This window comes from Streptomyces sp. NPDC054842 (assembly GCF_053611025.1).
On sequence record NZ_JBSGZN010000021.1, the window covers coordinates 69,362 to 94,837 of the forward strand.

Consider the following 25,476-nt stretch of genomic DNA (forward strand, 5'->3'; position numbering starts at 1 on the left):
GGTGGGTCAGCAGCGGCTCCGGTCCTCGGTGAGCGTTCCCTGCACGGTGACCAGGGTGCGGTCGTGGCATCCGGCCGAGCCGTACAGCCGGTAACGCTCCTTCGTGGTGGCGACCGCGTGCCGCTGGTCGCGCGGGACGTTCGCCGTGTACGTGGCGTCGCCCGTGTAGGTGTCGTCCGACCGGGACCACGCGGTACGCCGCCCGCCACGCGACTCGTCCACCGCCGTCCGGTCGCCCAGGGTCAGCACCGTCCGCAGCCGGTCGCCGTCGCCGAGCGTCGTGGTGCCGTCCATCGTGTAGGTGCGGTGGGTGCGCGTCACCGACGCGGGCCCGCGGCCGTCGACGGTGACCTTCTCGTCGTCCGTCCAGGTGGCCGTGAGCGCGTCCGTGTTCTCGCCGTCCGTCCAGCGGTGCACCGAGCTGTTGGCCAGGGTGCGGCCGACGGTCGTCGTGACCCGGCCGTGCGAGGTGTCCACGTACCCGGCGACGGTCAGCCGGTGGCCGCCCTCGGTGTCGAGACGGTGCTCGGAACCGGGCGTGTGGACCGAGGAGTTGGCGACGTCGCCCGCCGTGACCTCGGTGAGCGCGCCGGACACGTGCGCGCGCTTCTCGTCCTGCCACACCAGGACGTCGACCGGGGTGCTCCAGCCGCTCCGGCCCTCGGGGACGCCGACCACCGAGACGTCCACCCGGTGCGGCCGGCCGTCGTTGAGGAGCCCGGCGAACGGCGTGAGGTCGTACTCGATCGGCTTGATGTCGAAGGCGCGCGGTCCCGGGATCACGTACCAGAGGAAGGGGTTGGACCAGCCGCCGGTCCAGACGGTCGGGAACGGTGCCGCGATGCCGGCGAGCCGGCCGTCCACCTCGATGCGCACCTCGCGGTACGGGCCGTCGGCCGCCTTGCAGGAGTAGGGCGCCGCGTCGGGCACCGTCAGGTACCAGTACTCCTCGCAGCCGCCGCCCGACCCGGTGGCGTACACCTCGGCGACGATCCGCTCGCTGTTGCGGGGCGTGGTGAGCATGCCGTCGTCGAGAGTGAGGACGCGGTCCGGAACGGACTCTGGGCGGGCGGAGCCCGCGTGCGCGGCGGAACCGGTCGGCCCCGCGGACTTCCCGGCGGCGTAGAAGGTCAGCGTGACGTCGACGTCGATGACCCCGGTGTACGTGTCGTCGACGACGTTGCCGATGAGCATCTCCACGTCGCCCGCACGCCGGAACGTGTCGCTGTAGCGCGTCACGTCCGTCTCGACGGACCACTCGATGCCGTCGGGCGAGGGCTCCGGGGTCGAGGTGCGGAAGATCTCGACGCCGCCCAGGCGCAGATAGCCCAGCCGGTCGAACTGCCGCCCCTTGACCCGGCCTTCGAGCCGGAGCACGACCTTGCTCCAACGGTCACCGCAGCCGGTCGCCGGCGTGTAGGTGCCGCGATACGGCGTGAAGTCGCGGAACTGCGCCTTCGCGACGGTGACCCGGCAGGACGTGGTGGCGGGCTTGGTGACGGGCGGGGCGGCGGTCAGCGGATCGTGCCAGTCGGTGCCGAACTCGGCGGGCGGCTCGGCCGGTCCGGCCGCGGGACGGGCCGGGCCGTCGGCCGCGGCGGCGGCCGGAGCGGGGGTCGCTCCCAGAAGGGTGCCCGCCGCGAGGATCACTCCAACGAGCATGGACATGATGACCGGTCTTCTCATGTGCGGTGTTCTACGGGGGAGTCGGCCCCGCCCGCAACGAGAACCGAGGACTTGTCCGAGTACCCCTGTTCCTCCCCCGGCGTCCCTACGTCCCGATCCGCCGCCGGGACTACGCCTTCAGGTCCGCCTTGTCCCCCATCACCACCACGGGGTGCTGATCCGGGTCGAGCGTGCGCAGCAGGTACCGCATCCCGGACTCGGGCAGACTCACGCAGGCCGACGTGCCGCTGCCGTGGTCCATGTGCAGCCAGATGCTGCCGCCCTTGGACTGGCCCTCGGGCCGCGTCGGATCGATGGGCGAGGTGCCCTTGACGCGGTTGTAGTCGATGGCGATGACGTAGTCGAAGTCGTGCCAGTGCGATTTGGCCCAGTAGTGCGGCGCCTGGAAGGACGCGGAATGGGTGTAGGGGAGCCGGGCGCCCGGGTCGGCGAGCACACCGCCCGCGTCGCTGAGGGTGAACACGCCGACGGGGCTTCGCTTGTCGCCCTCGTGGTGGTCCGTGGTCCAGCCCTTCTTGCCGTTGTGCCCCTTCCACGTGCGGGTCCGGTCCCACGTGGAGCCGTCCTTCGTGTAGAGGACGACCGTGGAGTCGGCCGAGTCCTTGTTCTCGCCGTAGACCGCGACGACCTGGCGGGAGCCGGCGGGAATCTGCTTCCTGAGCCGGTCCCCGACGCCGGGGATGCGCTTCAGGTCGACGGTGCGCGCCTCGGTCCGGCCGGCCTTGCGCCCGGAGGCGCCGTCGCCCTTCGCCCCGCTGCCGGTGCCCGAACCGCCGCACGCCGAGAGGGACATCAGGAGAACACCGCAGGCCGCCACAGCGACCCCCGCGCGCATCGAACCGTTCGCACCGCCTGTTTGCATGCGGTCCATCGTCGCACCACGCATCCGAAAGCCGCCTGCGGCCCCCTCACCTCCCGGTCATACGGGGGCTGTCCGGGCCGAATCTTTGCCCCGCGGTGAAAAACCGTTTGCCTCCGACCACACTCCGACGCGAACCTTTCACGGTTTGTTGCCGGCTTTCCGCGAGCGGTCCGGTGCCGGCCGCGGCCACCGGTGCCGCCGGTCGTGGACCGCCCGGACCCGGTCCACCGGCCGGTCAGCCGCCGGCCCGCGACCGTCCACCCTGACACGAGCCTCTGGGACGTCATGCAGATCCAAGACCTTCCGTATCCCGACCCTGGTGTGCCGGACGCGCGCTCGGGTCCCAGATTCCTGTGGTGGCTCGGCCGCAATCAGCTGGGCGGGCAGCTCAAGGCCCTCGTCTGGGGTCTGCTGCACTTCGTCGCCGTCGCGGGGCTGCCCTTCTGCGTCGGTCTGGCGGTCCAGTCCGTCGTCGACCGCTCCGGCACCCGGCTGGCCCTGTCCGGCGGGCTGATGGTGCTGTGCGGAGTGGCGATCGCGCTGGGCGACACGATGCTGCACCGCGCGGCGGTCACCAACTGGATCACGGCGGCGGCGCGCGTCCAGCAGCTGCTGGCCCGCAAGACGGCCCAGCTGGGCTCGGCGCTCACCCAGCGCGTCGCGGCCGGCGAGGTGGTCGCCGTCTCCACCGGCGACGTCGAGAAGATCGGCTGGTTCGTCGAGGCACTGTCACGGTTCGCCGCGGCCGCCCTCACCGTGGTGCTGGTCTGCGTCGGCCTCGTCGTCTACCAGCCCGCCCTCGGCGTCGTCGTCGCCGTCGGCGTACCGGTGCTGGCGCTCGCCGTGCTGCCCCTCCTCCCGCCCGCCACCCGTCGCGCCGACCAGCAGCGCGAGAAGGCGGGACGCGCCACCGAACTCGCCTCCGACACCGTCGCGGGACTGCGGGTGCTGCGCGGCATCGGCGGTGAGGAACTCTTCCTCGACCGCTACCGCCGGGCCTCCCAGGAAGTCCGCCAAGCCGCCGTACGCAGCGCCAGGATGTGGGCGCTGATCTCGGCCGTCCAGGTGCTGCTGCCGGGTCTGCTGCTCATCGCGGTCGTCTGGCACGGAGTGCACCTGGCCCGCGACGGCCGGATCACGGTCGGCGAACTCGTCACCGTGTACAGCGCGGTCATGCTCCTCACCTATCCTCTGCGGCACTTCGAGGAGATCGCCATGGCGTACTCCTTCTCCCGGCCCTCCGCCAAGCGAGCCGCCCGCGTGCTGTCCCTGGAGCGGATCACCGACACCGCGGGGACGCGCGACGCCGACCTCCCGAGCGGAGACCTGTACGACCCGGCGACCGGTCTGCTCGCACCCGCCGGACGCTTCACGGCCGTGGTCTGCGGCGACCCCGACGCGGCGGGCGTACTGGCCGAACGACTCGGCGGACACGCCTCGGGCGAGGAGACCACCACCTCCGTCCTGCTCGGCGCGGTGCCGCTGGACGAGCTGCCCCTCGACTCCGCCCGGACGGCCGTCCTGGTCCAGGACAAGGACCCGGTGCTCCTGTCGGGTTCGCTGCGCGACCTGCTCGACGTGCCGTCGTCCGGCGGGGTGAGCGCCGCCGACGCCCTGGCGGCGGCACAGTGCGGCGACGTCCTGGACGCGCTCGCCCAGAGCTCGGTCAACGCCCAGGACCCCATGGACGCCCGGATCACCGAGCGCGGCCGGTCCCTGTCGGGCGGCCAGCGCCAGCGCCTCGCCCTGGCCCGGTCCCTGATCACGGACCCCGAGGTCCTGGTCCTGGACGAGCCGACGTCCGCCGTGGACTCGCACACCGAGGCACGCGTCGCCGACGGTGTCCGCTCCCTGCGCGCGGGCCGGACGACGGTCGTGTTCACCTCCTCGCCCCTCCTCCTGGACCGGGCCGACCGGGTCGTGCTCGTGGACGGCGGCGAGGTCGTCGCGGTCGGCGTGCACCGCGAGCTGGTGCACAGCGAGCCCAGGTACCGCGCCGTGGTGACCCGGGAGACCGACGACGAGAGCGCCTCCGGCGCCACGCCCGGGACCGGTGCGCTGCCCGGGATCGGCTCACTGGCAGCACACGGCATCGACGCGATCGACGCCCTGGAAGAGATCGAGGAGACCGCATGATCGGCCTGGCGCCACCGGCGTACGACCCGGCGGCCCCGACGACGGCGAACACGCTGCCCGTCGGCGCCCCCGACACCGTCCGCGCCTACGTGGCCGAACTCTTCCGACGGCACCGCCGGGCCTTCCTGCTGCTCGTCGCGGTCAACACGATCGCCGTCGTGGCCTCGATGGCCGGGCCCTATCTGCTGGGCTCCGTCGTCGAGAAGGTCTCGGACGACGCGCGGGAACTCCACCTGGAACGCACCGCCGCCCTGTTCGTCCTCGCCTTGGTCGTCCAGGCCCTGTTCGTGCACCAGGTGCGGCTGCGGGGAGCCGTGCTCGGCGAGCGGATGCTGGCCGACCTGCGCGAGGACTTCCTCGTACGGTCGGTGGGCCTGCCCCCGGGCGTCCTGGAACGCGCCGGCACCGGCGACCTGCTGTCCCGGATCACCACGGACATCGACCGGCTGGCCAACGCGATGCGCGAGGCCGTGCCCCAGCTGGCCATCGGCGTGGTGTGGGTGGCGCTGCTGCTCGGCGGACTCGCCGTGACCGCGCCGCCCCTCGCCCCCGCGGTACTGCTCGCCGTCCCCCTCCTGGTGATCGGCTGCCGCTGGTACTTCAAGCGGGCGCCCGCCGCCTACCGCTCGGAGGCCGCCGGCTACGCCGCCGTCGCGGCCGTCCTCGCCGAGACCGTGGACGCCGGCCGCACCGTCGAGGCCCACCGTCTCGGCGAGCGCCGCATCGACCTGTCGGACCGCCGGGTCAGGGAGTGGACCGCCTGGGAGCGCTACACCCTGTGGCTGCGTTCCGTGCTCTTCCCGGTCATCAACATCACCCACGTCACGGTCCTCTGCTCGGTCCTGATGATCGGCGGGGTCTTCGTCCTCCAGGGCTGGATCGGCGTCGGCCAGCTCACGACGGGCGCGCTCATCGCCCAGATGCTCGTCGACCCGGTCGGGCTGATCCTGCGGTGGTACGACGAGCTCCAGGTCGCCCAGGTGTCGCTGGCCCGGCTGGTCGGCGTACGGGACATCGAACCGGACGAGGGCGATCCGGCGGTGGTCCCCGAGGGGCGCGACGTCCACGCGGACCGCGTCCACTTCGGCTACCGCCCCGGCGTCGACGTGCTGCGCGAGGTCTCCCTCCAGGTCGCCCCTGGCACCCGGCTGGCCCTGGTCGGTCCGTCCGGCGCCGGCAAGTCCACGCTGGGACGCCTCCTCGCCGGGATCTACGCACCCCGGAACGGCAGCATCACCCTGGGCGGCGCCGAACTGTCCCGCATGCCCGCCGAGCAGGTGCGCTCCCACGTCGCCCTGGTCAACCAGGAACACCACGTCTTCGTGGGCTCCCTGCGCGACAACCTGCTGCTCGCCCGCACCGGCGCCGACGACGCCGAGCTCTGGGCCGCGCTGGGAGCGGTCGACGCGGACGGGTGGGCGCGGGCGCTGGGCAACGGCCTGGACACCGAGGTCGGCTCCGGCGGGTTCGCGCTCACCCCGGCGCAGGCCCAGCAGATCGCGCTGGCCCGGCTGGTGCTGGCGGACCCGCACACCCTGGTCCTGGACGAGGCGACCTCGCTCCTCGACCCACGTGCGGCCCGCCACCTCGAACGCTCCCTGGCCCGCGTCCTCGACGGCCGCACCGTCGTCGCCATCGCCCACCGGCTGCACACCGCCCACGACGCCGACGTCATCGCCGTCGTCGAGAACGGCCGCATCAGCGAGCTGGGCAGCCACGACCAGCTGGTCACCGCGAACGGCGCCTACGCGGCTCTCTGGCGGTCCTGGCACGGGTGAGCCGGGGGTTCTGAGGAGTCGGCCCCGGAGGTGGAGGGGCAGGATTTCCTCGGCCACCTCCTCCCCGGTCGGCGCCTGCCGGAGCCGGCGCGCTCTGGCAACGGGCCGCTCCGGCGGGCGGCCGGCCCCGCCTTCCCGCCGCCCGGCACAGGCCCGTGTCCGAGCACGTCCCGTTGCGCGGTGTCGAAGGTGGGTGGAAGGCTGGAAACCGGCACCGGCTCGGGGAGTGCCCCTGAACCACCCGGTTCGCGAGGGGCGCGGTCTGTGCCGTGCGGTCTCCGCCTCCGCCGCGAGGTACGGCGGCACCGGATCCGCCCCCACCACCTGGAGGTACCCGTGGACAGCGCCGACGGATGGGGAGACGACGTCTACCAGCCCGACAGCTCCGACGTGCAGGACGACGCGGGGCTGCTCGACGCCGAGGACACCCTGGAGACCGACGGCGTGGACGACCCCCTGGACCGGGGCTGGTCGCCGCCCGAACGGCCCTGGGCGGTCGAACACTCCGGAGTCACCGCCGAGGAACGCCGGCAGGGCGAGACGCTCGACCAGCGCCTCGCCGAGGAGCTGCCCGACCTCGTGGTGGACGAGGGAGACGGCATCGGGGACTCCGAGGACACCGACGGCGAGCCTCTGGACAACGAGGTGGGCGCCGCCCGTTCCGGCCGCCTGGTCGCCCCCGACGAGGGTGCGCACGAGGACGAGGAGAGCGGGCTGATCGCCACCGACGTGGGGATCGACGGCGCCGCGGCCTCGGCCGAGGAGGCCGCCATGCACGTGGTCGACGAGGAGACCCTGCTCGGCTGAGCCCGCCGTCCCCGCCGCCCCATCCGCCCCAAGCAAGGAGCCCCCATGCAGCAGGACAAGCAGCCCGACTACCACCCCGTCGTCTTCCGCGACCGCGCCGCCGGGTACGCCTTCCTCACGCGGTCCACGGCGAACAGCGACCAGACCATCGACTGGGACGACGGGCAGACCTACCCGGTCGTGGACGTGGAGATCTCCTCGGAGAGCCACCCCTTCTACACGGGCAAGGCGCGGACGGTGGACACGGAGGGCCGCGTGGCCGCGTTCGAGCGCCGGTACGGAAGCGCCGCCTCCGGCCTGGACGACGCGGGCTGACGGTTCCCTGCGGCGGGCCCAGCGGAGGGGACCGGCCCCACGGCGGGGCGGAACCTCGCGGCCCGGGCGTCGCAGCGCCCCGGCGGGCGGTCCGCCCCAAAGACCGCGGCTCGGCGGACGTACGGCCGCCCCGCCTGGCCCTTCCCTACGGCTGGGCCCCTGAGAGCTCGGGACCGGCCAGACGGGTGCCACCCGGCGGCCGCGCTTTCCCGAGCCCTGAGCCGGCGGAGCAGCTCCGACCGGACCGCGCCTCTTGTCCGCGCGTGGGGTCGGGCAGATAGGGCCGGACCGGGGGTGGCCCCTGTTCGAGGGCAGCTCCGGCCACACGGGCTCGGACCGACGGTGGCCCTTGTCCGAGCGCAGCGCCGGCCCCGCAAGTGTGACGTCGCGACCGAGTCGCCCCGGACGCGGGGCTCGCACGGCAGGTCCGGACAGCCGGCGTGGCCCGCTCGGGCCGAGGTGGCTCAGATGAAGTTCAGCGCCGCCGCGCAGCCCACCCCGCCGAGCAGCATGAACGCGGGCATCAGCACCTTCAGCTCGACCCAGCTGCCGGCCCGGAACCGCATGACCTTCGGCGGTCCGATCGGGTACCAGCGCTTGCGGCCGATGGGGATGGGCCACAGGATCGGGCAGCCCGACACCGTCAGCGCGTCCCCGATGTCGTGCACCAGCGCGCCGAGGACGATGGGCAGCCCCAGCCACAGGTACTCCTGGCCCGGCGCGGTGAACAGCCAGTCGGCGCCGTTGCCCGGCTTGTCCAGGACCCCCGCCAGGATCCAGGCACTGGTCGCGGCCAGCAGCCAGACCAGGACGTCGCTGCTGGACCCGCGGGCCGCCCGCCACAGGAGCCCCTCGATGGCCAGCACCAAATGCACGAACAGGATCGCCAGGACCGCCCAGCGCCCTCCGGTGATCGCGGCCACTGAGGTGCCGGCGCCGATCGCCACGGCCCAGAGCCAGGTGTGCGTCAGTGTGCGGTGGCCGCCGGAACGACGCGGGTCGCCCTGCTTCCGTGTCGACTTGTAGACGGCGTAGGAGAGCTTGTCGACGATCTCGCACAGGCCCCGCGAGACGGGTCCGAAGGCCCGCGAGATGGTGGCCGCCTTGTGGTCCAGGTCCGGTGCGAGCGCGGCACCGGCGCAGATCAGGGCGCCGACCAGGAGGACCGGCCAGGGCATGGTGTGACCGGCCGCTGCCGCCGCCGCCCCGACGCCCAGCCAGGCCGCGGCCCCCGACAGTGAGTGTGCTGGTCCCATCATGGCCGTACCCCGCCCCATTCCCGCGATGTCGCTGTCGAGTTGTCCCCACGCGCTGACGCTCCGTCGGCGCCACAGCGTAACGTTCGCGATCTTCGGACGGGCATCCGATTCCCTCATCAGGCCCGATCACAGGCAAGATGGGGGCGTGACCCTTATCGATCAGCTGCCGCAGACCGCCGACCCGGACGCCCTTTACGAAGCCTTCGAGGCGTGGGCCGGGGAACGCGGCCTCACGCTCTACCCCCACCAGGAGGAGGCGCTGATCGAGGTGGTCTCGAGGGCGAACGTGATCGTCTCGACGCCCACCGGTTCGGGCAAGAGCATGATCGCGGCGGCGGCGCACTTCGCGGCGCTGGCCCGGGACGAGGTCACCTTCTACACGGCTCCGATCAAGGCGCTCGTCTCGGAGAAGTTCTTCGAGCTGTGCAAGATCTTCGGCACGGAGAACGTCGGCATGCTCACCGGCGACGCGTCCGTGAACGCCGACGCCCCCGTGATCTGCTGCACCGCCGAGGTGCTGGCCTCCATCGCGCTGCGTGACGGCAAGCACGCCGACGTCGGCCAGGTCGTGATGGACGAGTTCCACTTCTACGCGGAGGGCGACCGCGGCTGGGCCTGGCAGATCCCGATCCTGGAACTGCCGCAGGCCCAGTTCATCCTGATGTCGGCGACCCTCGGCGACGTCTCGATGTTCGAGAAGGACCTCACCCGGCGCACCGGCCGCCCCACCGCGGTGGTCCGCTCGGCGACCCGCCCCGTACCGCTCTCCTACGAGTACGTGCTGACGCCTCTGACGGAGACGCTCACCGAGCTGCTGGCGACCAAGCAGGCTCCCGTCTACATCGTGCACTTCACCCAGGCGCAGGCCGTGGAACGTGCGCAGGCCCTGATGAGCATCAACATGTGCACGCGGGAGGAGAAGGACCAGATCGCCGAGCTGATCGGCAACTTCCGCTTCACCACCAAGTTCGGACGCAACCTCTCCCGGTACGTCCGGCACGGCATCGGCGTGCACCACGCCGGCATGCTGCCCAAGTACCGCCGTCTCGTGGAGAAGCTGGCCCAGGCCGGTCTGCTGAAGGTCATCTGCGGTACGGACACCCTCGGGGTGGGCGTCAACGTCCCCATCCGCACCGTGCTGTTCACCGCCCTGGCCAAGTACGACGGCACCCGGGTGCGGACCCTGCGCGCCCGTGAGTTCCACCAGATCGCGGGCCGGGCCGGCCGGGCCGGTTTCGACACGGCGGGGTTCGTCGTGGCGCAGGCACCCGAGCACGTCATCGAGAACGAGAAGGCTCTCGCGAAGGCGGGCGACGACCCGAAGAAGCGGCGCAAGGTGGTCCGCAAGAAGGCACCGGAGGGCTTCGTCGGCTGGACGGAAAGCACCTTCGAGAAGCTCATCTCCTCCGAGCCGGAGCCATTGACTTCGCGCTTCCGGGTGACACACACGATGCTGCTGTCGGTGATCGCCCGCCCCGGAAACGCCTTCGAGGCGATGCGGCACCTTCTGGAGGACAACCACGAGCCGCGCAAGCAGCAGCTGCGGCACATCCGGCGGGCCATCGCCATCTACCGCTCGCTGCTGGACGGCGGCGTCGTCGAGAAGCTCGACGAGCCGGACGCCGAGGGCCGCATCGTGCGGCTCACCGTGGATCTGCAGCAGGACTTCGCGCTCAACCAGCCCCTGTCGACGTTCGCCCTCGCATCCTTCGAACTGCTGGACCCGGAATCCCCGTCGTACGCCCTCGACATGGTGTCCGTCGTGGAGTCCACGCTGGACGATCCCCGGCAGATCCTCGCGGCCCAGCAGAACAAGGCACGCGGTGAGGCCGTGGCGGCGATGAAGTCGGACGGTGTCGAGTACGAGGAGCGCATGGAGCGGCTCCAGGACGTGTCGTACCCGAAGCCGCTGGAGGAACTGCTCTTCCACGCCTACGACACCTACCGCAAGAGCCACCCCTGGGTCGGCGACCATCCCCTGTCGCCGAAGTCCGTCATCCGCGACATGTACGAACGGGCGATGACCTTCACCGAGTTCGTCTCCTATTACGAACTCGCCCGCACCGAGGGCATCGTGCTGCGCTACCTCGCCAGTGCTTACAAGGCCCTGGACCACACCGTCCCGGACGACCTCAAGTCCGAGGACCTCGAGGACCTGATCGCGTGGCTCGGCGAGATGGTGCGCCAGGTCGACTCGAGCCTGCTCGACGAGTGGGAGCAGCTCGCCAACCCCGAGGTGATGACGGCCGAGGAGGCGCAGGAGAAGGCGGACCAGGTCAAGCCCGTCACGTCGAACGCGCGCGCCTTCCGCGTCCTCGTCCGCAACGCCATGTTCCGGCGGGTCGAACTGGCCGCCCTGGACCAGATCGCGGAGCTCGGCGAGATGGACGCCGAATCCGGCTGGGACGCGGACGCCTGGGGCGAGGCCATGGACAAGTACTGGGACGAGTACGACGACCTGGGCACCGGTCCCGACGCCCGCGGCCCCAAGCTGCTGCAGATCACGGAGGAGCCGCAGCACGGACTGTGGCGCGTCCGGCAGACGTTCGCCGACCCGAACGGCGATCACGACTGGGGCATCAGCGCGGAGGTGGACCTCGCGGCGTCCGACGCGGAGGGCCGCGCCATCATCCGGGTCACCGACGTCGGTCAGCTCTGAGCACAGGAGAATCCCACCCATGACCAACCCAGCCGAGAGCCTCGTCGCCCTGCTCGACCTCGAGCAGATCGAGGTGAACATCTTCCGCGGGCGGAGCCCGCAGGAGTCCTTGCAGCGGGTCTTCGGGGGCCAGGTGGCGGGCCAGGCGCTGGTCGCCGCCGGGCGTACCACCGAGGGCGACCGGCCGGTGCACTCGCTGCACGCGTACTTCCTGCGTCCGGGGCGTCCGGGCGTGCCGATCGTGTACCAGGTGGAGCGGGTCCGCGACGGCCGGTCGTTCACCACCCGGCGGGTCACGGCCGTGCAGCAGGGCCGCACGATCTTCAATCTGACCGCCTCCTTTCACCAGCCTGAGGAAGGGAGCTTCGAGCACCAGCTGCCGCCGGCCCGCAAGGTGCCGGACCCCGAGTCCCTGCCGACGGTGACGCAGGAGATCGAGGAGCACCTCGGGGCGCTGCCCGAAACATTGGAGCGCATGGCGCGGCGCCAGCCGTTCGACATCCGGTACGTGGACCGGCTGCGGTGGACCGCCGAGGAGATCAAGGACGCGGAGCCCCGCAGCGCCGTGTGGATGCGCGCGGTCGGACCTCTCGGCGACGACCCGCTCGTCCACACCTGCGCCCTGACCTACGCGAGCGACATGACCCTCCTGGACGCGGTGCGCATCCCGGTGGAACCGCTCTGGGGTCCTCGCGGTTTCGACATGGCCTCCCTCGACCACGCGATGTGGTTCCATCGCCCGTTCCGCGCCGACGAGTGGTTCCTGTACGACCAGGAGTCACCGATCGCGACGGGCGGACGCGGGCTGGCCCGCGGGCGCATCTACGACGTGGAGGGACGCCTGCTCGTCTCCGTCGTGCAGGAGGGGCTCTTCCGCGCACTGTGAGGAAGCGTCGGTCGTCGCCGGAGGGCCGCGCCGCACGATGACGGGGTGAGTCGGGGCCGGGGGAAGCCGGCGCGGGCCGTCACGGGTTTCTGCGACGCAGCCACCCGAACAAGCGTGATCGCTCGGGCAGATCGCGTGAGCGCTCCGGCGTCCGGCTCGGGTGCTCGCCGGCCGCCGCGGAGGGCCGCGGGGCTTCCCGGACCGAGTCCTTGGGCTCCGGTCGCGGGGCGGGACGTGTCTCCCTGGCGTGAGCGGTCGCCTGCGCCAGGTCGGCTTCGAGCCAGCCGATCTCGTCGGGATCCTCCGCCGTCATGATCCTCGCGGTGACCTGTGCCGCCGGTGAGTCCGGCGTCGTCCGGGCGGCCTGGCCCGGGCGCAGGCGGTTCAAGTGGGCGCGCTCGTACGGGTCCTGCACAACTTGTGCGACCTGGGCCGGATCGAGTAGCGACGCCACGATCGCGGCCTGCGCCCAGGGGTCCTCCGTGCCGCGGAGCAGGAAACCCCTGTGCCGCCCCCGCCAGTTGCGCGGGCGCAGATCGAGTCCCTCGTCCAGTTGGCCGCGCAGCCCTTCGGGGATCCGGCCGCTCAGCAGTGGGGTGCTCTCCGACCCGGCGGCGAACTGGCGTAGTTCCTGGGCCAGATAGAGCCAGACGACGGCCCGGTAGCGGTTGAGGTAGAAGGTGACCGGTACGACCATCCCCAGCCGCGCGAGGCGGGTGAACCTGGCGGTCGTCACTCCCAGGAGTGCGGCGCCCTCCTTGGTGCCGACGGTCCTGACCCGCTCCTGCAACGCTTCGGCCCAGCCCTCCGCCGCGCGGACCCGGTCGATCTCCGCCCGGGTCACCCGGCGGGCTCCCCCTCCCCTGTCGTCGGGGACGGTGCGGACGCAGCCGAGGTGTACGGCAAGGTCGAACTCGCGCCGTTTGAGGCCGAGTTCCCGTGCCGCGCGGCTTTGCGAGACCGAGGGGTGGTTCTGCCCCGCGTCGAGGATGGCGGCGGTGGCCGTGGCGGACTGCGTGATGGTGGTGCCGGACATGCGGTTCTCCCCCGTGCGGTGCTCGCGCCGGTGTGCGCTCGCTTCGAGAAAAACCGTAGCCGGATCGCCGGATGACGCGGGGAGCCTGTGGATAACCTCGCCCGCACCCGAGGTTTTCGCAGGTCAGAGGTCCAGGTTCGAGCGGTGCTCCGGCTGGCGGGCGGCGACGCGGAGGTGCTCGCCGACTCGGTTCACAAGCAGCGTCATCTCGTAGGCGACCTGGCCGATGTCGGCTTCGGCGGCGCTGAACACGCACAGACAGCTGCCGTCGCCGGCCGCGGTGACGAAGAGCACGGCGTCGTCGAACTCGATCATCGTCTGACGCACCTGGCCCGCGCCGAAGTGGCGCCCCGATCCCCTGGCGAGACTGTGCAGGCCGGACGCGACGGCGGCGAGGTGTTCGGCGTCCTCCCGCCGCAGCCCCGTGCTCGCGCCCGTCACCAGCCCGTCGTTCGACAGGACCAGTGCGTGCCGCACGTGCTCGACGCGTTCGGTCAGATCGTCCAGCAGCCAACCGAGTCCGGTGTTCTGCGCCATGTGCCGCTCTCCCCCTGTCGTCGCTCCTCCCGGCCGGAGGATTCGACAAGCCAGCCTTCCCCACAGCCGCCACCCGGGCAAGCCGGACGGACGGGCGAGCCGCCGCGGGTCAGCCGACCGAGTCGAGAAGCCGTGCCGTGTGCACCCGCCCCGCGTGCTCGACGAGACGGATCAGCACCTCCTTGCCCGAGTCGCGGTCGCGTGCGTCGCACAGCACCACCGGTGTGCCGCTGTCGAGGTCCAGTGCGCGGCACACGTCCTCGGCGCCGTGCGCACGAGCCCCCGCGAAGCAGTTGACGGCCACCACGAACGGGATGTGCCGGTGCTCGAAGTAGTCCACGGCCGGGAAGCAGTCCTCCAGCCGACGGGTGTCCGCCAGGACGACGGCGCCGAGGGCTCCCTGCGACAACTCGTCCCACAGGAACCAGAAGCGGTCCTGTCCCGGGGTGCCGAAGAGGTAGAGCGAGAGCCCCGACCTGATGGTGATGCGCCCGAAGTCCATGGCGACGGTGGTCGTCACCTTGTGGTCGACGCCGTCGGTGTCGTCCACCGACTGGCCCGCCTCGCTCAGCAGTTCCTCGGTGCGCAGCGGCCTGATCTCGCTGACCGCGCCGACCAGGGTCGTCTTGCCCACGCCGAACCCGCCGGCGACCAGGATCTTCAACGCCAGGGCGGCCGTCTCGCCCGCGGTGGCGTCGGAGTGCTCGGAGACCATCGATCACTTCTCTCGGGAGTGCCGGCAACGGTCGACGTCAGTACATCTGTGCGGACTCAGCATCATGACAACCGCAGCTCCTCTGCGAGGTGGTTGCTTCGCTATGGGATGTATCCGATCGAATCGGGTGTGTCGCATGCCGGTTTGTGCGCACGGGACCCGCCTCGACCGGTCACCTTGGTTCGGTTCCGGGCGCTACAGCGCCTTCAGTCCCTCGATGACCTCCCGGAGGATGCGCTCGTCGGGCAGCTGTGCGGGCGGCACGGGGAGGCTGACGGTGACGCGGCCCGACTCCAGGAGGTCTCCCAGCAGGACCCGGACCACCCCCACCGGGAGGTCGGCTCCGGCGGACAGCTCGGCGACCGACTGCGTCTCCGGTCGGCACAGTTCGATGAGGATGCGGTGTTCAGGACCGAGGGCGGCGTCGTCGGCCCGGGGTGCTGCCGGGGCGAGCGTGACGAGTGCGATGAGGTCCAGGCGCACTCCACTGGGGCCGGACGTGGTGCGGCCGCCCGTCATCGCGTAGGGGCGGACCAGAGGTCCGGCCTCGGTGTCGTACCAATGGCTGCCCGGTCGGGTGCCTGGGGTGTCCTGGGTCATCTGCGCGTGCCGCCCCGGTCATCCGCCGACGGGCGGCCGTGCGGCGACCCGGGGGGCCGTGTACAGGTGCTCGCCGACTCGCTTGACCAACCGCGCCATCTCGTAGGCGACCAGCCCGATGTCGGCGGTGACGGCGGTCAGCAGGGCGAGGCAGGAGCCGTCACCGGCGGCGGCCACGAAGAGGAAACCCTCGTCCATCTCGACCATCGTCTGGCGTACGCCGCCCGCCCCGAAGTGACGGCCCGCGCCCTTGGCCAGGCTGTGGAAACCGGAGGCGACGGCGGCCAGGTGTTCCGCGTCCTCGCGCCGGAGGCCGGTGGACGAGCCCACGGCCAGTCCGTCGTTCGACAGCACCACCGCGTGCCGTACCTCCAAGACGCGCGTCACCAGGTCGTCAAGCAGCCAGTCCAGTTCGCCGCTGCGTCGGCCGGCTCTCATGGTTGTGTCCTCGATCATGTGGGGTCTCCTTCGCTGCTGTCGCTGTCCGCTGCGGCAGCGGAGTGGCTGCCGAGGCCGGGTGACCTGCCGCCACCGCGTGCCCAGCCGTCGCGGTACGCGGCCATCCGGTCCCGTACCTGCTCGGGGGTGCGTTCGTGGTCGCCCGCCCCCTCCGGCGTCCGCGCCGGCTCCTCGGGGCGCTGTTCACGCAGTTGCGGTGCGAGGTTCGCCTGCCGCACCCGCCGCGGGAGGTCGTCGGACGCGTCGGGCTCGTCCGGGGGCCGGTGCAGGCGCAAGGTGGTGACTCCGTGGGGCGGGTTCTCGGACGAACCGGCGGGGCGGTGTTCGGCGACGGCGCGCACGGGCGCGGGAGTGGGCAGTCCGGTCACCGAGTGAACGGAGTCTTCCTGCCGTGCGGTCGGCACGCGCGCGTACTCGTGGTCGGCGGACTCGTCGCGGTCGACGCCGAGGGAACGTTCCGGCGCCCCGCTCTGGATCAGGTCCGTGGGCAACAGGACGACCGCCGTCGTACCGCCGTACGGCGAGGTGCGCAGATGCACCTTGACGCCGTGCCGTGCCGCGAGCCTGCTGACCACGAAGAGGCCGAGCCGGTCGCTGTCGAAGAGATCGAGTGCCTCGGACTGCTCGATACGGCGGTTGGCCTCGGCGAGTGCCTCCTTGCCCATCCCGAGGCCTCGGTCCTCCACCTCCACCGCGTAGCCGTTGCCCACCGGTTCGCCGGTGATCCGCACGCGTGTGTGGGGCGGTGAGAACTGCGCCGCGTTCTCCACGATCTCGGCCAGGAGGTGGGTGAGGTCGGCGACCGCGGCGCCGGCGATCGCCGTTTCCGCCAGTTGGCGTACCTCCACGCGCGCGTAGTCCTCCACTTCCGAGACGGCGGCGCGCACCACGTCGGTCAGCGAGACGGGCTGCCGCCAGGCCCGGCCCGGCGCGGCTCCGGAGAGGATGATCAGGCTCTCCGCGTGCCGCCGCATCCGGGTGGTGAGGTGATCGAGGCGGAAGAGGTCGCTCAGCTCGTCGGGGTCGTCCGACCGGCGCTCCATGCTGTCGAGCAGGTTCAGCTGACGGTGGACGAGGACCTGGCTGCGGCGGGCGAGATTGACGAAGACTCCGCTGATGCCGCTGGCGAGTTCGGCGCGTTCCACCGCGGCGCGCAGGGCGGCCCGGTGCACGATGCCGAGTGCCTCGGCGACCTGTCCGGTCTCGTCCTCGGCCGGCGGCCCGGGGGGCGCCTCCGCGCGGACGTCGATCTCCTCGCCCGCCCGTAGTCGGCGCATGGCGTGCGGGAGTTTGCGTCGGGCGATCTCCAGCGCGTCGTTGCGCAGACTGACGAGTTCGACGACGAGACCGCGCCCGATGCGTACGGAGATGACGAGCGAGGCGGCGACGGCGGCGAGACCGAGCAGTACCGCCGCGCCCGCCGGGGTGAGCAGGCCGCGCCTGAACGGGTCCGCGCGGTCCGCGACCCCACGTCCCGCGTCGGACTCGATGGACCGCATTCCGCCCTGCACGCGTGCGTGTGCCGCGTTCCAGGCGGTCACCGGTGCGGCGTCGATGCCTCGCGCGCCGGTCCGGGCGACCAGCACCTTGTCCTCGGCGGCGCGCAGGTCGGCGTAGGCGCTGCCCTGCGCGAGGGTCCGCCAGGAGGCCCGCTCGGAGCCGCTCAGGTCGGCGACGGCGGAGTCCGTGAGCGCGCGGCGGGTGTCCACGGCACCGGTGAACAGCCGCAGTCGCTCTCCGTCGAGCGCCCCCGCCAGCCGTGCGCTGGACAGCACCGCGTCCTCCTGTGCCAGCGCCTCTCCCGCCCGGCTGAATTCGAGCAGCACGCGCGCGTCGGACCCCAGTCCCGCGTCCTGCACCCCGGTGAGCGCGCCGCCCACGGCGAACGCCGTCGAGATGGTCTTCGTGTACTGGCCGTATACCTCGTCCCAGCCGGTACGGCGCTCCACCAGCGCGCCGCGCAGGGAGCGCAGTTCCTCGGCTCCCGCGACGAAGGTCTCCAGCCGCTCGGCCACTCCGGTGGGCAGCTCGGCCCCGTCGGCGACGGTGTTGCGATCGCCCAGTCGCAGCTCCGCCACGGCCCGGTCGGTCCGGCCGGCCAGCTTCTTCAGGGTGCTGGGCTGTTCGGCCGACGGGTCGGTCGCGTAGCGGACGGCGGCGGCGCGTTCGGTCTGGAGCGCGGCGACGGCGGCGTCGACCGGGGCTCGTACCGTCGAGTCCACCCGCTGCAACTGCCGCAGCCGGGCCACGTCCTGAGCGGTCGTCACGGTGGCGTAGGCCCACAGGGCCAGCAGGGAGATGACGGGCACCATGAGCAGGCACACGATCTTCGCTCGGACGGTGCGGGGGCGCACGTGCCAGCGCTCCGCGCGGGCGGGTGCCGCCGCCGGCCCTTCACCGGCGACGTCGTCGGGGTCGGAGTGCTCGTCGGCCGGCCGGCCGGCGTGTGCGCGGCGCCCGCGTGCCGGCGGTTGTAGCGGTGGTTCGGCGCCGCCTCTGGGGGTCCTGCCGGGAGTACGCATGGCCTCCTCGCTCGGAAGTGGTTCGAAGGTGCGGTCACGGGCCGCTCCGGGTTCGTGACCGTCTCCTAGGAGGCGACGGGCTCGACGGGCCGCTGGGCCGACGCGGATGCCTCCCGCTCGTCGGCCGTGGGCGACAGGGCGACGAACGCCGACGTCAGGAAGAGGTAGGACCCGAGGCCGACGGCCAGGGGGAAGATGAACTGCATCACCGTGGCCCCGGCCAGTACCTCGCCGGAGGGGTCGACGCGCACACTGACCGCGATCATTCCGGTGTAGTGCATGCTGCTCACCGCCCCTCCCATGACGAGGGACGCCGCCGCGACCGCCACGGGCGACTTGATGTTGAGCGCCGCCCACAGCGCCGCTGTCGCCGCCACCACGGCGATGACCACGGAGAGCCCGACGAGCACGGGGCGGTAGGTCACCGCGCCGTGCAGCCGCAGCGCCGCCATGCCCAGGTAGTGCATGCTCGCCACCCCCACTCCGGTGGTGAGTCCGCCCAGCACGAGCGCGCGGCCCCGGTCACGGCCGTAGCCGACCGCGAAGACACCGGCGCCGACGACGACCATGGCGACGACGAGGCTGAGGATCGTCATGGGCACGTCGTAGCGGATCTCGGTCCCGCCGACGCCGAAGCCGAGCATCGCCACGAAGTGCATCGTCCAGATCCCGGTGCCGATCGCGGACGCGGCGGTGAGCAGCCAGTTCCGCCGGGAGCGTCCGGTCGCGCCCAGCGCGCGGACGGTGCAGCGCAGCCCGAGGGCTGCGCCGATACAGGCCATCACGTACGACAGCACGGGGGTCAGCCAGCCGAAGGTGGCGTGGTCCAGGTGTCCCATGGCTCAGGGACGCTAGTCCCGCCAGGGGCGCATGAAGGGGGCGCGTTTCGAAAGCTGATGCAATATGACGCCGCGAGACAGCGGAACGACCGCATGGCGCTCGAACGTGTGCGCCGCGTCGTCCTTCGTGTCGGTGAGGGATCATGCGGAGCATGAGCGACGACCACACACACGTCCAGGAGTTCTTCACGGCGCGGGCGGCGGACTGGGACACCCGTTTCCCCGACGACGGACCCGCCTACGCGGCGGCGGTGGCCGAGCTCGGGCTGCGCGAGGGCGACCGCGTGCTCGACGCGGGCTGCGGCACCGGGCGTGCCCTGCCCCCGCTCCGGGCCGCCGTGGGAGCATCCGGAGTCGTCATCGGGGCCGATCTGACGCCCGCGATGCTGACGGCCGCCGTACGGGCCGGGCGGGACCGGGACGGACGCCTGCTGCTGGCCGACGTCACCGCTCTGCCCGTGCGCACGGGCTCCCTGGACGCCGTGTTCGGCGCCGGCCTGGTCTCGCATCTCCCGGATCCCGTCGAGAACCTGCGAGAACTGGCACGGGTCGTGCGGCCCGGCGGAGTACTGGCGCTCTTCCACCCCATCGGTCGGGCGGCCCTCGCCGCGCGCCAGGGACGGCGGATCACCCCCGACGACCTGCGCGCCGCAGGCAACCTGCGCTCCCTGCTGGCCGGTTCGGGCTGGCGCATGACGTCGTACGTCGACGAGGACGCCCGGTTCCTGGCGCTGGCCGTGCGTCCGGACTAGCCCGTCAGGCCGTCCCCGAGTGGCGGACGGGGCAGCCCCGGAGACCGGGGACCGGCCGGGTGCCGAGTTCCGCCACGCGGTAGCCGTCCGGGTAGCTCTTGATCTCCCAGTTCTGCCGTGCGAAGTGCGGGGCGCGGCGCGGCGGCATCAGGCGCACCAGGCGGCCACGCGCGCGTACCGCGCGGCGGACCCACGCGCGTGTGGCCGCGCCCGGCGGCTCGTACCGGAAGGCGCGCAGCAGCGAGTCGTCGAGCAGCGCGAGCGTGGAGGTGCGCAGCAGAGGCGCCAGCGGGCGCGGATACCAGGACGTCATGAGGTCGAGGGTCGCGTCGGAGACGCGCCGCGCGCTCTCGTCCCACCCGAAGTGGGCCTCCTCGTACGCGTCGAGGCAGGACTCGAACTCCTCGTACGTCTGCGGGACGTCCTGGATGCCCATGTGCCGCCCCAGGGTGCGGTAGTGCTCGGTCGAGGCGACGACCTCGTGGCGCGACATCCTGCGCCACCCGTAGGCGTCGATCCACCGCTTGGGCATCACCACGAACGTGCACAGGACGTAGCGCATGTCCTCGTTGCCGATGTCGTAGCTGCGGTGCATCTGATTGATCCGCCGGATCGCGGTACGGCCCTCGACGGCGTCGAAACCGTGCTCGACGACGGTGTCCAGAAGCAGCGCGGTGTCGTCGTAGCGCTTCTGCGCGCGGTCCGTGAGCTCCGCCGTCTCGGCGAGCAGACGCCCGATGCCGGGAACGGCGTAGGTGCGGTAGAGGGCCAGTTCCAGCGCCCGCGTGAAGTCCCAGGGGAACTCGTACACCGCGCTCAAACGGTAGATCTCCAGCGATTCCTCGTACGGATCCATGCGTCGGATCCGTTCGAGCCGCTCGTAGCGTTTCATCCGGGCCTCCCCCTTCTGCCACCGAGCCGCCAACTCTACGGTGGGTAGCAGCAGATGGACGATCAGCTACAGGCCGAACGCAGGGGGTCGGGGCGCCGTCCTCGAAGCCGTGGTGCGTCGCACGTGGGGAAGGTGGGCCGATGTCCGACCTGTTCGGCAGGATCCGCAGGCTCTGGCGCCAGGAACCCTCGGAGCACGACGGGGGCCGGACCACCGGGAGCCAGCGGCCCGTGAAGCGCACGCACAATCTCTTCGAGGCGGCCGCGGCCTATGTGTCGGCCCGTGCCGACGACGACCAGGACCGGATCGACGAGGCCGCGGCCTGGGTGTCACCGGAGGCGCTGTCGTTCGGGGTGAGCGAGCTCGCCTGTCGCGCCGTCATCGCGCTCGCGCGCGAGCGGGACGAGTCGCCGCGGACGGTGGCACGGTCGCTCCTGGGGTTGCCGGCCGCCTGATCCCGGGAACCGTGCGGCCGATTCGTCCCTTTCCGGCCGGGAAACTGCAGCTCCGGGTGCGCCTCCCCCTCGTGACAACCGGCTCACCACCGCATTAAGGTGCGCCGACGGATGAAGCGATGGGGAGGCTGGGATGGCCGGGACGGACGAGAACGCCGTCGCCGCCGAGGACGACGACGCGCTCTACGTGCTGACCGCGGTGCTGCTGACGCCCGCGCAGTTCCCCAGCGTGCTGGGCGACGACTATCCGGAGGCGTGCGCGGCGCTGGAGCTGGCACCGCTCGCCGACGGGTACGGCCTGGTGCTGGGTCAGGACTCCGACGGCGCGCGGTGGACGGTCGTGATCGACGACGTCTCACTGGTCGCGGTGGCCATCGCGTCGTGGGACTGCGGCATCGAGTACGAATTGTCGCCCGACGAGCGCACGGTGGTGGCCGCTCTGCCCGGCTGGCCGCTCGCGGTCGCCGTGGCGGCTCCCGGTGTGCCGGCCCCGCACGACCCCGAGGCGGAGGTCGCCGAACGCCCTCCGCTGGCACCGCCGGACACGAGCGTCTGGGGCCCCGCCCAGCGGCGCCTCGGTGCCGACGAGATCGCCCTGCAGTGGGCGGTGTGGCGGGAGCAGATACCCGAGGACCAGTTCGCGGACCCCGAAGGCGGGTCCGAAGGGGACTCCGACGCCTCGGAGGAGGCGGGCGGCGAGCCTGCGAAGGGGCCGCGCGACGGCATCCGTCGGGTGCTGGCCGAGGCGCACGCCTATGTGGAGAAGCCGCCGCCGCTCGGCCGCGTCCGGTCCTCCTTCGCTCCGGGCGACGCGCGGACGCTGCGGGCCGACGGTCCCGGCTGGTCCATGGTCGCGCGGACCGACGACATCGCCTTCGTGCTGCTGGACGAGGAACCCGGAGAGGTCCTGCCGATCGGCCGCGGCTCACAGTTGCCCGGGCTCCTGGCGGCTCTCGACAAGATGGCGGTACGACCGGCCTGACGGCACGCGGGACCGCGGTATGGCGGGACCACATATGGCCCCACTCCAGCGCGACCGACGTGCGACGTGCCCGGAGGCCGACGTGCACGACCGGCGTGCCGGAAGTCCGGCTCGACCAACCCCGCCCGACCAGCGCAGGCCGGCGGATGCCGGCCCCCTGTGCCGGCCAGCGGCGCATCCTGCCTTGCCCAGCCGCAGGGCGAGGGGCGCGCGCCGGGTCGGGGTGGCTCCCCGCCACACCCCGAAGCTTCGCCGACCCTGCGTCGTGAATCCCCACACCCACGACGCGTCCCATGTGGTCCGCACCCATGGTGGGCGACCGGACGGGATCGCAGCATGGGGCAGCCCCAAGCTCCCGTCCCCCTGGAGGCCGGTCATGCGTCCGTCCCGCCGTGTTCCCCTGCTCGCCGCCACCGCCCTGGCGGTGACCCTCACCGGACCCCTCCCGGCGGGAGCCGCGGCAGCGGGCGCCGACCACTGCCTGCGGCAGGATGCCGTACAGGTGCCCGGTGCCGCCTTCCAGCAGAGTGCGTGTCTGGAGGACCTGACCACCGCCGGTCTCGCCGGAACCCCGTACACGGACATGGCCGACCAGGCGGGACTCACCGCCAAGGGCACCCACAACCCCTCGGGCGTGCCCGGGACGCAGATCGACGGGTATTTCCCGGACAGCTCGGGCTTCAACGCCACACACGGCTGGCGCCACGACGCGCAGTTCGTGATCCGGCTGCCCGACCACTGGAACGGCGGACTCGTCGTCACGGGCGCCCCGGGCACCCGCAAGCAGTACGCCACGGACACGGCCATCTCCGATCAGGTGCTGGCCCAGGGATACGCGTACGCGGCCACCGACAAGGGCAACAGCGGGCCCGACTTCTACCGCGACGGAAAGCGGCCGGGAGACGCCGTGGCCGAGTGGAACCGGCGGACCACCCAGCTCACGCGTGCCGCCGGGAAGGCGGTGGCCCAGCGCTACGGCCACGCACCCCGCCGCACGTACATGACCGGGATCTCCAACGGCGGCTACCTCACCCGGTGGCAGCTGGAGAACCATCCCGAGCTGTACGACGGAGGGGTGGACTGGGAGGGGGCGCTGTGGACCGCCGACGGGCCCAGTCTCCTCACCTCGCTGCCGACCGCGGTGGCCAGAACGCTCGGCGCTGCGGACGACCGCGACATGGCGGCGGTGGGCTTCGCGCCCCGCTCCGCCTTCCTGTGGCCGTACCACGAGAAGGCCTACTGGGGCGTCACCCAGAAGATCTACCGCGCCGAGTTCGACCCGGCCTACGACGCCGACTGCCCGGGAGCGTCCGCCGGGTCCACCGCGGCACAGATCCTGGCGCCCTGCCCGAGCGACGCCACGTACGACTACGCGTCCCGCCCGGCGTCCGTGCACCGCGCTGTCGCGCGCGTCGCGCTGACCGGACGGATCGGCCGGCCGCTGATCACGCTCCACGGCGACCTGGACGCGCTGCTGCCGAAGACCGCGGACTCGGACGTCTACGCGCGCATGGTCGACGACAGCGGCCGGGGGCAGCGGCACCGCTACTACTCCGTGGAGGACGGGACGCATGTCGACGGGCTGTACGACACGTATCCCGACCGCCTGCGGCCGATCCTGCCCTGCTACCGCTCCGCGTTCCGCGCACTGACCGCCTGGGTCGAGCATGGAACGCGGCCCCCCGCGGCCCACACCGTCGTGAGGCCCGCGAGCGGCGACGTGGTCGACTCCTGCTCCCTGGACAACACCGCGTCGCCTCGGTAGCGCCTCAGCGGCCGAGCTCCTTGCGGCCGGCACGGCGCAGTCTGCGCCGCTGTGAGGGGTCGAGCGTCAGGTAGGCGGCGGTGGGGATGCCCAGCACGATCAGGAAAGCGATCCACCAGGGCACACCCACCGCCGGGAGCAGGATCAGCAGGACGATCCCGATCCCCACGCCGCCTGCGACGACCTTCGCGTTCTTCGACATGTGTGTCGCCTCCTTCGCGGCCACCGGCCGCTCTCTGTCGTGAAAACGGTCCGGCGCTCCGCGCGGTTCCGGAACGCGACCCCGAGAGACCCCTGAGTCGCGACCCCGACGCTCCCCTGAGTGAGCCTCACTACTCGGCCCTCAGGGGTTCCCCGACCTCGTACATGTGGCACAGCGCCTGCCGGTAGGAGTCGACGAGCCCCGTCTCCGCGTACGGGACACCCAACTCCACGCAGTGGGCGCGCACCAGGGGCTGGGCCAGTCGGAGATGCGGCCGGGGCATGCTCGGGAAGAGGTGGTGCTCGATCTGGTAGTTGAGACCGCCGAGGAACCAGTCGGTCAGCGCTCCACCGCGGATGTTCCGCGAGGTGAGCACCTGGCGGCGCAGGTGGCCCCAGCGTTCGCCGTCCGGGTCGGGCATCTCCATGCCCTTGTGGTTGGGCGCGAAGGCGAGACCGAGGTGGAGGCCGAAGAGGGCCTGGTGGAGGGCGGCGAAGGCGAGGGCCTTGCCGAGGGACATCGTGGTGAGCAGCAGCGCCGCGTAGGCGGCGACGTGGGCGACGAGCAGCAGCGCCTCGACCGCGCGCTCGCGCGGCGGCTGCCGACGCAGGTCCCGGAACCCGTGGACCTTCAGGGCGACGCCTTCGAGCAGGGTGAGCGGGAAGAACAGCCAGGCCTGGTTGCGGGTGAGCCAGCGCCGGAAGCCGGCGCGCTCGGCCGCCTGCGCGCTGGTGAACACCAGGACGTCCGCGACGACGTCCGGGTCCTTGTCCACGTGGTTGGGGTTGGCGTGATGGCGTGAGTGCTTGTCGATCCACCATGCGTAGCTCATGCCCAGGAGGAGATTGCCGTGGACGAGGCCGATCAGGCGGCTGACCGACTTGTCGCCGGTGATCTGCGCGTGTCCCGCGTCGTGGCCTATGAAGGCCGAGCGGGCGCAGAGCACGGCGAGGACCGGAGCCAGGAGCAGTACCCACCAGGAGCCGCCGGCCAGGGCGATGGCGGTGACGACGGCCGCCAGTGACAGGGCGTTGACGGCGATCGTGCGGGCGTACCAGCCGTGCCGGCGCTCCAGGAGGTTCCGGCCCCGGACGATCCTCAGGAGGGGCGCGAAGTCGCTTCCCGCGGGCTGTCCGGGAACGGCCTCCCGGGGGTGCGGTTCGACGGCCGTGGCGCTCTGCGGCATGTGGGTCTCCGGTCTCTCAAGACATGCGCTGACCTTGTGAAACGTACGTATGCGCACCCCTTGGAGACCATGGCGCCACCACCCGGGCACACGGGGGGCCAGCCCGGAGCCGCCAGGGGGGTTGTCCACACCTTCCGAGGGAGGCG

23 protein-coding genes are annotated in these 25,476 nt (G+C 72.1%); 10 read left to right on the forward strand and 13 right to left on the reverse strand.

Annotated features, from left to right (window positions below; translation table 11 throughout):
• Positions 1-6: 6 nt before the first annotated feature.
• Positions 7-1,686 carry a peptide-N4-asparagine amidase gene (locus tag ACWGIS_RS18410; protein ID WP_453363479.1) on the reverse strand — a complete coding sequence of 560 codons (1,680 nt, stop codon included), beginning with the start codon at positions 1,684-1,686 and terminating at the stop codon, positions 7-9.
• Positions 1,687-1,795: 109 nt separating this feature from the next.
• A complete protein-coding gene (locus ACWGIS_RS18415) occupies positions 1,796-2,548 on the reverse strand; it encodes a hypothetical protein (protein ID WP_453363480.1) in 753 nt (250 codons plus the stop codon).
• 285 nt (positions 2,549-2,833) lie between these two features.
• On the opposite strand from ACWGIS_RS18415, the gene ACWGIS_RS18420 reads away from it, so the two are divergent.
• The 4 genes from ACWGIS_RS18420 (at position 2,834) to ACWGIS_RS18435 (ending at position 7,584) form a co-directional block, all read left to right on the forward strand.
• The gene (locus ACWGIS_RS18420; RefSeq protein ID WP_453363481.1) at positions 2,834-4,684 is read left to right on the forward strand and encodes an ABC transporter transmembrane domain-containing protein; all 1,851 of its coding nucleotides are present in this window, start codon (positions 2,834-2,836) and stop codon (positions 4,682-4,684) included.
• Entirely contained in the window at positions 4,681-6,462 is a 1,782-nt protein-coding gene (locus tag ACWGIS_RS18425; RefSeq protein ID WP_453363482.1) for an ABC transporter ATP-binding protein, read from the forward strand. Before ACWGIS_RS18420 ends, ACWGIS_RS18425 begins: the two co-directional genes overlap by 4 nt.
• Positions 6,463-6,798: 336 nt before the next feature.
• A complete protein-coding gene (locus ACWGIS_RS18430) occupies positions 6,799-7,269 on the forward strand; it encodes a DUF5709 domain-containing protein (RefSeq protein ID WP_453363483.1) in 471 nt (156 codons plus the stop codon).
• Between the two features lie 45 nt (positions 7,270-7,314).
• Positions 7,315-7,584: a type B 50S ribosomal protein L31 gene (locus tag ACWGIS_RS18435; protein ID WP_453363484.1), complete on the forward strand. Its 270-nt coding sequence runs from the start codon at positions 7,315-7,317 to the stop codon at positions 7,582-7,584.
• Between the two features lie 464 nt (positions 7,585-8,048).
• Here the strand turns inward: ACWGIS_RS18435 and ACWGIS_RS18440 are convergent, their stop codons facing one another.
• The gene (locus ACWGIS_RS18440; RefSeq protein WP_453363485.1) at positions 8,049-8,843 is read right to left on the reverse strand and encodes a metal-dependent hydrolase; all 795 of its coding nucleotides are present in this window, start codon (positions 8,841-8,843) and stop codon (positions 8,049-8,051) included.
• 145 nt (positions 8,844-8,988) lie between these two features.
• On the opposite strand from ACWGIS_RS18440, the gene ACWGIS_RS18445 reads away from it, so the two are divergent.
• Positions 8,989-11,502, forward strand: a complete 2,514-nt coding sequence (locus ACWGIS_RS18445; RefSeq protein WP_453363486.1) for a DEAD/DEAH box helicase — start codon at positions 8,989-8,991, stop codon at positions 11,500-11,502.
• 19 nt (positions 11,503-11,521) lie between these two features.
• Positions 11,522-12,388 carry an acyl-CoA thioesterase gene (locus tag ACWGIS_RS18450; protein WP_453363487.1) on the forward strand — a complete coding sequence of 289 codons (867 nt, stop codon included), beginning with the start codon at positions 11,522-11,524 and terminating at the stop codon, positions 12,386-12,388.
• A 79-nt stretch (positions 12,389-12,467) separates the two neighbouring features.
• On the opposite strand, the gene ACWGIS_RS18455 is transcribed toward ACWGIS_RS18450, so the two are convergent.
• The 7 genes from ACWGIS_RS18455 to ACWGIS_RS18485 all read right to left on the reverse strand — a co-directional run bounded on the left by ACWGIS_RS18455 (position 12,468) and on the right by ACWGIS_RS18485 (position 19,096).
• Positions 12,468-13,424, reverse strand: coding sequence for a DUF6397 family protein (locus tag ACWGIS_RS18455; RefSeq protein WP_453363488.1), 957 nt, complete (start codon positions 13,422-13,424; stop codon positions 12,468-12,470).
• Between the two features lie 123 nt (positions 13,425-13,547).
• On the reverse strand, positions 13,548-13,961 hold the full coding sequence (locus ACWGIS_RS18460) for a roadblock/LC7 domain-containing protein (protein WP_453363489.1): 414 nt from the start codon (positions 13,959-13,961) through the stop codon (positions 13,548-13,550).
• Between the two features lie 109 nt (positions 13,962-14,070).
• On the reverse strand, positions 14,071-14,676 hold the full coding sequence (locus tag ACWGIS_RS18465; protein WP_355779749.1) for a GTP-binding protein: 606 nt from the start codon (positions 14,674-14,676) through the stop codon (positions 14,071-14,073).
• 195 nt (positions 14,677-14,871) lie between these two features.
• Positions 14,872-15,276, reverse strand: coding sequence for a DUF742 domain-containing protein (locus ACWGIS_RS18470; protein ID WP_453363490.1), 405 nt, complete (start codon positions 15,274-15,276; stop codon positions 14,872-14,874).
• Between the two features lie 18 nt (positions 15,277-15,294).
• Positions 15,295-15,732 carry a roadblock/LC7 domain-containing protein gene (locus ACWGIS_RS18475; protein ID WP_453363491.1) on the reverse strand — a complete coding sequence of 146 codons (438 nt, stop codon included), beginning with the start codon at positions 15,730-15,732 and terminating at the stop codon, positions 15,295-15,297.
• Positions 15,729-18,257 (reverse strand): sensor histidine kinase, encoded by a 2,529-nt coding sequence (locus ACWGIS_RS18480; RefSeq protein ID WP_453363492.1) that lies wholly within the window; start codon positions 18,255-18,257, stop codon positions 15,729-15,731. The genes ACWGIS_RS18475 and ACWGIS_RS18480 overlap by 4 nt, the downstream gene beginning before the upstream one ends.
• A gap of 65 nt (positions 18,258-18,322) precedes the next feature.
• A complete protein-coding gene (locus ACWGIS_RS18485) occupies positions 18,323-19,096 on the reverse strand; it encodes an MHYT domain-containing protein (protein WP_453363493.1) in 774 nt (257 codons plus the stop codon).
• A gap of 152 nt (positions 19,097-19,248) precedes the next feature.
• Between ACWGIS_RS18485 and ACWGIS_RS18490 the strand changes: the two genes are divergently transcribed.
• Positions 19,249-19,848, forward strand: a complete 600-nt coding sequence (locus ACWGIS_RS18490; RefSeq protein ID WP_453363494.1) for a class I SAM-dependent methyltransferase — start codon at positions 19,249-19,251, stop codon at positions 19,846-19,848.
• Between the two features lie 4 nt (positions 19,849-19,852).
• Here the strand turns inward: ACWGIS_RS18490 and ACWGIS_RS18495 are convergent, their stop codons facing one another.
• Positions 19,853-20,740: an oxygenase MpaB family protein gene (locus ACWGIS_RS18495; RefSeq protein ID WP_453363495.1), complete on the reverse strand. Its 888-nt coding sequence runs from the start codon at positions 20,738-20,740 to the stop codon at positions 19,853-19,855.
• Between the two features lie 140 nt (positions 20,741-20,880).
• Between ACWGIS_RS18495 and ACWGIS_RS18500 the strand changes: the two genes are divergently transcribed.
• The 3 genes from ACWGIS_RS18500 (at position 20,881) to ACWGIS_RS18510 (ending at position 23,942) form a co-directional block, all read left to right on the forward strand.
• Complete coding sequence (locus tag ACWGIS_RS18500) at positions 20,881-21,195, forward strand: hypothetical protein (protein ID WP_453363496.1); 315 nt, start codon at positions 20,881-20,883, stop codon at positions 21,193-21,195.
• Between the two features lie 133 nt (positions 21,196-21,328).
• Positions 21,329-22,177, forward strand: coding sequence for a hypothetical protein (locus ACWGIS_RS18505; protein ID WP_453363497.1), 849 nt, complete (start codon positions 21,329-21,331; stop codon positions 22,175-22,177).
• A 376-nt stretch (positions 22,178-22,553) separates the two neighbouring features.
• Positions 22,554-23,942: a tannase/feruloyl esterase family alpha/beta hydrolase gene (locus tag ACWGIS_RS18510; RefSeq protein ID WP_453363498.1), complete on the forward strand. Its 1,389-nt coding sequence runs from the start codon at positions 22,554-22,556 to the stop codon at positions 23,940-23,942.
• Positions 23,943-23,946: 4 nt separating this feature from the next.
• Here ACWGIS_RS18510 and ACWGIS_RS18515 read toward each other — a convergent pair whose 3' ends face one another.
• Together ACWGIS_RS18515 and ACWGIS_RS18520 are read right to left on the reverse strand one after the other, a co-directional pair.
• Positions 23,947-24,144, reverse strand: coding sequence for a hypothetical protein (locus ACWGIS_RS18515; RefSeq protein ID WP_355782941.1), 198 nt, complete (start codon positions 24,142-24,144; stop codon positions 23,947-23,949).
• 130 nt (positions 24,145-24,274) lie between these two features.
• Positions 24,275-25,330 carry an acyl-CoA desaturase gene (locus tag ACWGIS_RS18520; protein ID WP_453363499.1) on the reverse strand — a complete coding sequence of 352 codons (1,056 nt, stop codon included), beginning with the start codon at positions 25,328-25,330 and terminating at the stop codon, positions 24,275-24,277.
• Positions 25,331-25,476 lie beyond the last annotated feature (146 nt).